An 8293-nucleotide genomic window follows, 5' to 3' on the forward strand; every position below is an offset into this window, starting at 1 on the left:
GCCTAAACGCTCTTCTTGAACAGTGCCAGAAACATTGAATCCGTGTCATGGACGCTAGTCCATAGCGCCATGCATCCATCACGAACGGCTCCGTCAAGGTTTGTTGGCAGGTATGGTGAAACATCCATTTGCTCTAGCTCAGGATGGCCTTTAAGAATAATCTTCACCTGCCCAAATGTCTCAGCAAAGTGAGGGCTACAGGTTGCATAGCCAAAGATTCCGCCAACTTCGAGAGTTGCAATCGCTGCCTCCGATAGTTCACGTTGCAATTCAGTGAGGGCTCGCAGATCCTGAACCGTTCTGCGCCATCTCACTTCTGGGCGGCGGCGAAGTGCACCAAGTCCGGTGCATGGAACATCGGCAATGATCGCATCAAAGAGTTGATTATGAGAAGAAATCTCCCTGCCATCACCAACCCAGACTGGAAACTTACCCACTACATTCTTAACAAGCTTTGCTCTCGCTTCTGAAACTTCATTTGCTACGAAATCTCTACCTTCAACATCGCAGATATGAGAGATAAGTGCAGCCTTTCCGCCAGGACCAGCACAGAGATCAAGAACATTTTTTGCTGATTGGGTAGCTCGAGAGAAAGCTAAAGCGACCAGTTGAGATCCTTCATCTTGAACACCAGCCTTACGGTGACGAATGAGATCTAGGGACCCAGGCGGACCATCAAACTTTGCCCCATACGGTGAATAGCGAGTTGCCACCGCACCTTCTGCTACCAATTCTTCTTGTGTTGAAGAACCGGGCCATGAGACAAGTGTTGGCATGGCTGGGACATTGTTGGAAGCTAGCTCTGCCTCAACGCGATGGAAGTCTTTGAGTAGATCAAAGTAGGCAGAGACAATCCATTCAGGATGCGAATATTGGATAGAGAGGCGAGTAACAGGATCACTGATGAGTGAGACTGGCTCAAGCCACTCCTCCAGAGTCTTCGCACTCACCTTTCGTAAAATGGCGTTGACGAACGATGCTTTGGATTCTCCAATGACCTTGCGTGCTAACTCAACGGTTGCTGAGACTGCAGCGTGGGTTGCTACTCGCATCTCGAAGAGTTGGTGCACGCCTAATCGGCAAATATCGACGATTCCTTCATCGACCTCACTCCATGGTCGATCTGATACTTGAGCCAGTATGTAGTCGTGACGACCTTGCATGCGCAAAGTTCCATAGAGAAGCTCTGTCACAAACCCTTTATCGCGTTGATCAAAGTTGCTCGCATTGAGCGCCCCCGGGAGAAGAAGGTTTGAATATCCCCCACGTCGGTTTACCTCAGAGAAGATGTCATAGACAAGAACGCGTGGAGCATCTGGCTTTGGTGATTTAAATGAATCCCTACGCGCCTTAACCAAAATATTCGCCATCTGTGATTCGTGCTCCATTGATCCAGGAAAGTGCCTCCATGCGAGACTTTCCCGAAGGTGTAAGGAATCCAATCGCTAATGCATTACTTCCTGTTCCAACAATGAGCTTCTTATCGACAATATGTAAGGTTCCTGGTTTCAGTGAAGAATCTTCTAAAGAAACTGAATCAATCTTGAGCGTATCTCCCCTAAAACGCGTCCACGCCCCAGGGTTTGATGTGAAGGCTCGAACTTTCTGGGAGATAACCTGCGCAGAGAGACTCCAATCAATCTCGCACTCCTGCTTTGTAATCTTGGAAGCTTTTGTAGCACCTTCACCTGATTGCGTAGTAGGCCGTTTACCATCAGTAATCGCCTGCAAAGAATCCATCACCGCTTCAACACCAAGCTCGGCTAACTCAATAAGGAGTTCATCACTTGTAATGTCAGTGTCTAAAGCGAATCTCTTTGTTGAAAATATCGGGCCAGTATCCATACCTTCATCTAATTGAAAGACAGTCACGCCAGAGAGTGAATCTCCTGCCTCAATCGCACGTTGCACAGGCGCTGCTCCTCGCCAACGAGGCAGAAGTGAGAAGTGAAGGTTGAGACATCCATGGCGAGGGAGTGTGAGAATCTCTGTAGGTAGTAGAACTCCATAACCAATCGTGAGAAGTACGTCGCAGTCTCTAACAAGAAGGGCAGTCTCGGCGAGGTCTTGCGGCTTAAAGCATTCGACAGAGTTCTCATAAGCCCACTGTGAGACAACAGAGCCTTTAAGCTCTCGACCACGTCCAGCAGGACGATCCGGCTGCGTGATGACGGCAGCAAGAACATGCTCTGAATTCAATAACCAATTTAATGTTGGGACTGCAACACCAGGGGTTGCAGCAACGATAATTCTCAACTACAGCCCTCTGCCAAATGGATCATGCGGAGAGACTTTGATTTGTGGCTGTAGTCCCAAAGCATCTGCCATGCCGAACCAATCAGATTCTCGGATTTCTTTCATCGCTAATTTACGATCTTCTTCAGAAAGTCGATCAATAAAGAGAATGCCATCAAGATGATCTGTCTCGTGTTGTAGTGCTCGCGCAAGAAGTTCGGTACCTTCAATCGTGACAGGTTCACCATGGATATTGAAACCTTTAGCGACTGCTCTAAAGGCGCGCGGGGTTGGATAGAGCAACTCGGGAAAACTCAAACAGCCCTCATCTCCCTCTTGCATCTCTTCACTCAGATCAAGGGTTGGGTTGATCAGATGTCCAAGTGCTTCATCGACATCCCAGACAAAAACTCGAAGTGGAACACCGATCTGAGGGGCCGCAAGACCTGCGCCAGGAGCATCAAGCATCGTTTCGGTCAGATCTTTGACCAGCACTCGCAACTCCTTATCGAAGTCAATAACTTCAGATGCCGGTGTCACAAGGACAGGGTCTCCGAAGTGGCGAATTGGCTTGATGGACATGTGCATATCCTACTATCGAGAGAGCGAATACGGATCTATGCGAATGGAGGCGAGCGTCTTCTTAGAAGAACTTCTCCTCCGCTGAAACTCATGAAGAAGAGAGATGAGTTCTTCGCCATCATTTAATGGAGTCAAAATAACAATGCGATCAGTATCGCCCTTAAGTTGAGACGGACCCAGAATGGTTGTTGATGAAGGAAGACGACCATCCTCTTGTGATTTCTTCAACCCTCTCAAGAGTGATTGAGATTCCGAATTGACAATATCCAATGTAATTGCGCGTGTGAAAGGGGGAAGTTGAACTTCCAACCTCTCGCGAAGTTCTCGCTGAGAAATGAGTGAAGGCTTCCATGCCGATAATGCTCCAACTATTGGATGGTTCCCAGCCATTACCAATGCAACGATTCCCGATTGTGAAGCTAAGGCAGAATGAGCGAAGAAGAGCTCGCGACTACGTTCATGTGCACGAATATCAGATTGCGTGAAGAACCTCTCCCCCTCAAGAATTACCACCATTGCATATCCATCTGGTGCGAGGGGTGCAGCCCCTGGTGTGGAGATGACAAAACCTGTCCCCTCGCTGTATTCATCAATCATGCTCTCGGCAGAACTTTGAACTATTTGAGTCCCTGGGAACGCTGCACCGATTTCATATGCAAAGCGATCGCTGCCACGTCCCAGTAGGAAAGGAGTTGTGCCCTGACACCACGTGCACTTCCATTCACTTATTGACTGTGCGCAGATAACGCACGAGACAGGAGACTGCGCACTCCTCTGAGAAAGCTTTCCTCCACACTCACACATTGCAATATTCCTGCATTTGGAACAAGTTATTGCTTGGGAATAACCCTTACGTGGTGAGATGAAGAGGATTGGCCCCACCTTCATCGCTTTTCGAATCTCAGACATCAGCCGACTAGGCAGAAGCTCTCCCTGTGTCTGTTGAAATGATGCGACGTTGACTCTGTGTATAGATGATGAGTAGTCAATCCATCTAGATTCAATCAGACGTGCAATCTCAGAATTCGGTGAATACCCGACAAAATTTAACGAAATATTTGCCCGCATAGAACGCAAGATGGCCACATCCCGGACATTCCACCCTGGGGTTCGTACCTCGTAGTGGTTCTCCGAACCTTCATCGATGACGAATATGGAAGACAAGTCCCCAAGCGGTGCGAATATCGCACTGCGAGTGCCGATAACGATCAGATTCCTACCGTTGCGTATGCGAAGAAAATTGTCATAACGCTCTGATCTTTCGAGTGAGGAATCAAGGAGAATGGAACCCTGAATCATTTTTTGTAGTCGGTTGGCAGAGTTTGAATCAGGTAGAACAAGCAACGTTGAGCCTTGGGATGATGACTGTGTAATGAGCGTTTCGATGAACTTAAAGCGATCCACAACAGGTGGAATTTGAATATAGGTGCGCTTGGCCTTACTACCCGATGGGCGCAGATCCACCTCGAGAAAGCTCTGCTTATCGATAGAAGCAACGCGAGGTGGGATAGCCGATCGCAGAATGTCGTACGGATGGGCAGCCCATCTCGTTGCAACTGCTTCAATGAGGGCAAGAGATTCAACAGTTGCCACGCTATGCGGTGAAATAACTCTCGTAATTGACTTCAATACCGGTGATTCTGAAATCGCAATTCTTGAGAGGACTAGAGCCTCTACCTCTCGACCGTGAAAAGGAACTTGGATGCGAATTCCCGTACCAACGGAAGAAGAGAGATTATCTGGAATCAAATAGTCATAAGCCTGGTCTAGATGAAAGACACCTGAATCAACCCACACACGTGCAATGGGAAGAGATGATGAACTAGCTTCAGGTCGAAGTTTTGCTACCTCAGACTTGAGTCGAAGTGGCCGCGTGAGTGCCACAGATAAAGTCGCTCTGCTATTTAACAGCTGCTTGGAGCTCTGAAACGCGATTAGTTGCTTCCCATGTGAAATTAGGAAGCTCGCGGCCAAAGTGACCATAAGCAGCAGTCTGTGAATAGATAGGGCGCTTCAAATTCAAGTCGCGAATAATCGCAGCAGGACGAAGATCAAAGACAGTAGTTACTGCATTTTGAATCTTCTGCACAGGAACTGTCTCAGTGCCAAAAGTTTCAACGAAGACACCGACTGGCTGAGCCTTACCGATTGCGTAGGCAACTTGGACTTCGCAACGACGAGCAAGACCTGCAGCTACAACGTTCTTAGCTACCCAGCGCATCGCATACGCTGCAGAGCGGTCAACCTTTGAAGGATCCTTACCAGAGAAAGCTCCACCACCGTGGCGAGCCATTCCACCATAAGTATCTACGATGATTTTGCGGCCAGTGAGTCCTGCATCTCCCATTGGGCCACCGATAACAAAGCGTCCTGTTGGGTTAATCAACGTCTTCATATCCTTACGTGGCAGATCAATCTTTGCCAATATTGGATCGATAACCTGGGCGATAATCTCAGGAGTTAATTGTTTAAGAACATCAACTTCTTCCGCGTGTTGACTCGAAATAACAACAGTGTCGAGTGCAACAGCCTTATCGCCGTCATACTCGATTGTCACCTGAGTTTTACCATCAGGGCGAAGATATGGAAGAGCTCCAGATTTACGTACCTTTGAGAGCTGCTGTGCTAATTCGTGTGCCAACCAGATAGGTAGTGGCATCAATTCCTTCGTGTCATCGCATGCGTAACCAAACATAAGTCCTTGATCGCCAGCACCCTGAAGATCAAGTGGATCAGCGGCAGATGCCACACGGTGTTCAAATGCATCGTCTACGCCCTGTGCAATATCAGGAGATTGCTGACCGATCGAAATTGATACACCACAACTATTTCCATCAAAGCCTTTGACCGATGAGTCATAGCCTATTCCAATAACGGTGTCGCGAACGATGCCCATGACATCTGCGTATCCATTAGTTGTCACTTCACCTGCAACATGAACCTGACCTGTTGTGATCAGTGTTTCCACGGCAACGCGGCTTGTAGGGTCTTGCTCCAAGAGTGAATCAAGGATTGCATCTGAGATTTGATCTGCAATCTTATCTGGATGACCTTCGGTCACTGATTCTGATGTAAAGAGGCGTTTTGACATTGTCCTAACCTAACTGAAGAAGTGCTTCATCGAGTAGTTGGTGAGCTAGCGTGTCCTTGGTGGTCTGCGACACTTTCGATGGTTCCTTGCCTTTTGCAAGGATAAATCCATGGGTCGTCTCGCTATTAAAGATATCTCCTGCTGAGATGTCATTGAGGTAGAGAATATCGGCGCCCTTGGCAACCATCTTCTCTCGTGCCAAATCGAGATCTTCAGAGGTTTCAGCAGCAAATCCGACAATTATCTGGTTCTTCTTTGTTGATGCAATAGTTCGTAGTAGATCTGGATTTTCGACGAGTGCGATATTCCTATAGTCACTCTTCTTAATCTTCGAGTCTGCTATCTGCAAGGGTCGTGCATCTGCAACTGCAGCTGACATAACAAGGAGATCTGATTGTGAAAATTCACTTTCAAGCACCTGGAGCATCTGCGTTGCACTCTCGACTTTGATTGTGCGTACTCCCTCAATATCAGGCAAATTCGTATTCGCAGCAATGAGGGTTACCTGTGCACCGCGTTGCAACGCCGCACGAGCCACTGCATAGCCCTGCTTACCGGAGGATTGGTTACCGATAAATCTCACTGGATCAATTGCCTCGCGCGTTCCACCAGCTGTGACTAATACCTTCTTTCCTAGTAAGTCTGCGTGAGATCCAGTAATTGATGCAAACTCCTGCAGAATTCGAGAAGTCTCAGGAAATCTTCCTTGGCCAACATCACCTGATGTGAGGGCACCGACGTCAGGATCCATCACGTGATAACCGCGTGAACGTAAGGTCTGAACATTTGCCATTGTTGCGGGGTCTTTCCACATCTCAGGGTGCATCGCAGGGACAATCAAAATGGGTGAATCAGATGCAAGCACAACATTGGTGAGTAAATCATCAGCTCGCCCTGCTGCAATACGAGCAATCAAATCTGCTGTTGCAGGCGCAATGATGATAAAGCTTGATTCCTTTGCCAGGGATACATGTCGAACTTCTTCAACGCTTTCCCAAACTTGCGTTGTGACCTTGCGACCCGAAAGGGCTTCCCATGTGGCTGCCCCAACGAAATTTAAACTCGATGGTGTTGGAACGACAGTGACTGCATAGCCATGATCACGAAGACGACGCAAAAGGTCACACGATTTATATGCTGCGATTCCCCCACCAACACCGAGAATAACTTCGCGGCCGAAACCTTGCATCGTGGGTATTACCTAATGATTAGGCAGTTGGTTCTAGATTTTCGATTGTCAAAAGGCCTTCGTTAATTTCGCGAAGTGCGATTGACAGTGGCTTCTCATGAACGTGTGTATCAACAAGTGGTCCAACGTATTCAAGAAGGCCTTCACCGAGCTGTGAGTAATAGGCGTTGATCTGACGAGCACGCTTTGCTGCATAGAGCACGAGGCTGTACTTAGAGCCAGCCTTATCGAGAAGTTCATCGATTGGTGGATTTGTAATGCCATCCATATGTGCGCTCATGAGTACTCCAATAGATCGTAGAGGTGAAAAAGCCTAGCTAGGCAGACGCGAATTCTATCAGGGATGCCACTACCCCATCGACCTGGTCATTTATGAGCACTTTATCGAAGAATGAGGCTGCAGCCATCTCTTCTTGGGCAAGGGTCAGACGAGCTGCCCTTCGTTCAGGGCTATCAGTTCCACGTCCTTCAAGGCGCGATACCAACTCTTCCCATGTTGGAGGTTCAAGGAAAACCAGAATTGCTTCGGGAACCTTCTCTTTTACCTGCTTTGCTCCCGATATTTCAATCTCAAGAAGAACGCTCTTACCACTGCGCAGAGATTCTTCCACTGCTTTGCGAGGAGTTCCATAACGATTGCCAGCAAACTCAGCCCACTCAAGGAATTCATTGGATGCAATTGCAGCATCGAATTGCTCTTGAGAGAAGAAGTGGTAGTCAACGCCATCTACTTCGTTAAATCGAGGAGCACGAGTTGTTGCAGAGATACTGACAAAGAATGGTGATGAGGCTTTAAGAGCTTTTGCCACAGTGCTCTTTCCAACACCGCCGGGCCCAGAGAGAACTACGAGCTTTCCAGGTTCGATTGCAGAGCGTTGGATGAATTCCTTTTCAAGTGCCTGTAGCTGATGTCTTCCAAGACCCTGAATTCGACGCGTGAGTGATATATCAAGTCTCTCCAGAATCGTCTTGGCGCGAATCTTTCCAACGCCACTCATCGACTCAACGAGTTCGAGCACTCGCATCTTTGCAACCGCTTCATCACTCTGTGCAAGAGTGATGACATCAGAAATAGAAATCTCTCCGGACTTGACGCGTGATTTAACGCCTGCGCGCACTTGACGCGATTGCTTTGCCTTCGCTAAAGCGCGAGAACGTTCTTCCGGAGTCAGTTGTGGAGGTGCGCCCATAGGAGA

General features: G+C 48.1%; 8 protein-coding genes. All 8 read right to left on the minus strand.

Annotated features, from left to right (window positions below):
- Nucleotides 1-2: 2 nt before the first annotated feature.
- From A1sIIA65_RS03440 to gmk, 8 genes are read right to left on the minus strand one after another with little or no spacing between them, the layout of a single operon-like run.
- A complete protein-coding gene (locus A1sIIA65_RS03440) occupies nt 3-1388 on the minus strand; it encodes a transcription antitermination factor NusB (protein ID WP_223298489.1) in 1386 nt (461 codons plus the stop codon).
- Nucleotides 1351-2256, minus strand: a complete 906-nt coding sequence (gene fmt / locus A1sIIA65_RS03445) for a methionyl-tRNA formyltransferase (RefSeq protein ID WP_095676187.1) — start codon at nt 2254-2256, stop codon at nt 1351-1353. Before fmt ends, A1sIIA65_RS03440 begins: the two co-directional genes overlap by 38 nt.
- Entirely contained in the window at nt 2257-2817 is a 561-nt protein-coding gene (def, locus tag A1sIIA65_RS03450) for a peptide deformylase (protein WP_095676188.1), read from the minus strand.
- Between the two features lie 12 nt (nt 2818-2829).
- On the minus strand, nt 2830-4701 hold the full coding sequence (locus A1sIIA65_RS03455; RefSeq protein WP_095676189.1) for a primosomal protein N' family DNA-binding protein: 1872 nt from the start codon (nt 4699-4701) through the stop codon (nt 2830-2832).
- 16 nt (nt 4702-4717) lie between these two features.
- A complete protein-coding gene (gene metK, locus A1sIIA65_RS03460; RefSeq protein WP_095676190.1) occupies nt 4718-5908 on the minus strand; it encodes a methionine adenosyltransferase in 1191 nt (396 codons plus the stop codon).
- Between the two features lie 4 nt (nt 5909-5912).
- On the minus strand, nt 5913-7097 hold the full coding sequence (gene coaBC, locus A1sIIA65_RS03465; protein ID WP_095676191.1) for a bifunctional phosphopantothenoylcysteine decarboxylase/phosphopantothenate--cysteine ligase CoaBC: 1185 nt from the start codon (nt 7095-7097) through the stop codon (nt 5913-5915).
- Between the two features lie 19 nt (nt 7098-7116).
- A complete protein-coding gene (gene rpoZ, locus A1sIIA65_RS03470) occupies nt 7117-7377 on the minus strand; it encodes a DNA-directed RNA polymerase subunit omega (protein ID WP_017955438.1) in 261 nt (86 codons plus the stop codon).
- Between the two features lie 37 nt (nt 7378-7414).
- Nucleotides 7415-8287 carry a guanylate kinase gene (gmk, locus tag A1sIIA65_RS03475; protein ID WP_095676192.1) on the minus strand — a complete coding sequence of 291 codons (873 nt, stop codon included), beginning with the start codon at nt 8285-8287 and terminating at the stop codon, nt 7415-7417.
- Nucleotides 8288-8293: the final 6 nt, after the last annotated feature.

Source organism: Candidatus Planktophila dulcis (assembly GCF_002288225.1).
GTDB lineage: Bacteria > Actinomycetota > Actinomycetes > Nanopelagicales > Nanopelagicaceae > Planktophila > Planktophila dulcis.

Excerpts from the sequence above, each read along its gene's own strand:
- A1sIIA65_RS03440 (WP_223298489.1), bottom strand. The coding sequence starts at position 1,388 with ATGGAGCACGAATCACAGATGGCGAATATTTTGGTTAAGGCGCGTAGG.
- def (WP_095676188.1), bottom strand. The coding sequence starts at position 2,817 with ATGTCCATCAAGCCAATTCGCCACTTCGGAGACCCTGTCCTTGTGACA.
- metK (WP_095676190.1), bottom strand. The coding sequence starts at position 5,908 with ATGTCAAAACGCCTCTTTACATCAGAATCAGTGACCGAAGGTCATCCA.
- coaBC (WP_095676191.1), bottom strand. The coding sequence starts at position 7,097 with ATGCAAGGTTTCGGCCGCGAAGTTATTCTCGGTGTTGGTGGGGGAATC.
- rpoZ (WP_017955438.1), bottom strand. The coding sequence starts at position 7,377 with ATGAGCGCACATATGGATGGCATTACAAATCCACCAATCGATGAACTT.
- gmk (WP_095676192.1), bottom strand. The coding sequence starts at position 8,287 with ATGGGCGCACCTCCACAACTGACTCCGGAAGAACGTTCTCGCGCTTTA.